At 43.3% G+C, this 1069-nt stretch carries 2 protein-coding genes; one reads left to right on the top strand and one right to left on the bottom strand.

The window, feature by feature from the left end:
* Nucleotides 1-554, bottom strand: a 554-nt coding sequence (gene murB / locus R7Q48_RS24765) for a UDP-N-acetylmuramate dehydrogenase (protein ID WP_318132763.1), incomplete at its 3' end; no start/stop codon positions are given.
* Between the two features lie 100 nt (nucleotides 555-654).
* Here murB and R7Q48_RS24760 point away from each other — a divergent pair.
* Nucleotides 655-1069: GNAT family N-acetyltransferase (locus R7Q48_RS24760; RefSeq protein WP_318132761.1), on the top strand; the 415-nt coding region annotated here is incomplete at its 3' end.

Here is a 1069-nt window from a genome sequence, read left to right as displayed (position 1 = left end):
GGCAGCTTCAAGCCAATCTCTGTGACAAAGCATTTTTCATATAGATCATGTTTGAAAACTGAATCTCGGTACCCAAATTCGCAGTCTTCCGCACTCATCCGCCTCGTTTTTAAAGTCGTCAAATCCAATACATCGACGTAGCTACAAAGATCTTTTAGTTCAACCCCGTATGCGCCGATGTTTTGGATCGGAGCTGACCCAGCACAACCGGGAATCAAAGCTAAGTTTTCGATCCCGCCCATACCTTGGGCAACACACCAAGCCACCAAACTCGGCCAATCCTCCCCACCCTGAACATGCAGAAGATAATCTTCATGGGTTTCTGAAACCGATTTCCCCAAAAGGCGGTTAACAATGACGAGACCATCAAAATGTTCAGTAAATAGAACATTGCTGCCTTTACCCAAAAACAACTTCGGCAGACTTTGAAAAGCAGGATTTTGATAGAGGCTGATTACATCATCTATCGAGTCAACAATGGCTAAGTAGGAGCAAGTCTGCTCGATACCAAAAGTGTGAAAAGCCTTGAGGCTTGCGTGTTCTTTAATTTGCATAGTGATTTGCAACGCCAGATAAGATTCTCTTAAACTGGGCACATTCTACCCCAGTTAACTTTTAACCGCAGTGACAATACCTAACTCATTAATCATAGAAGTGTTAAATCCGATCAAACTCCCTTTGATCAAAAAGCTCTATAAAGCCCATTACCCCTCCGGGCGAGCCAAAAAAGATGAACTCATCATCACAGCCAGTCGTGGGGGTGTGATCGTCGCACTACTAAGATTAAAAACCGTAGAGCAATATCGCTTATTAACAGGCATGCTCGTAATCCCAGAAGTTAGAGGCACGAGCGTTGGCCGCACTCTGCTAGAGCATTGCGAGAACAAAGTTTTCGAAGATGGTGATTATTGCTTCGCTTTTAGCTACTTAGAAAAATATTATGCTCAACATGGTTTCGAAACCATTGACAGTCATGAGCTGCCGAACTCCTTAAAGATGGCCTTTCAACGTTATGTTGATAGCGGCAAAGATCTCATTCCAATGCAATTTATCCCTTCAAAGGTTTCAA

The sequence above is a fragment of the Vibrio sp. 378 genome, from assembly GCF_033339435.1.
This window is presented reverse-complemented; position numbering and strand designations above follow the sequence as displayed.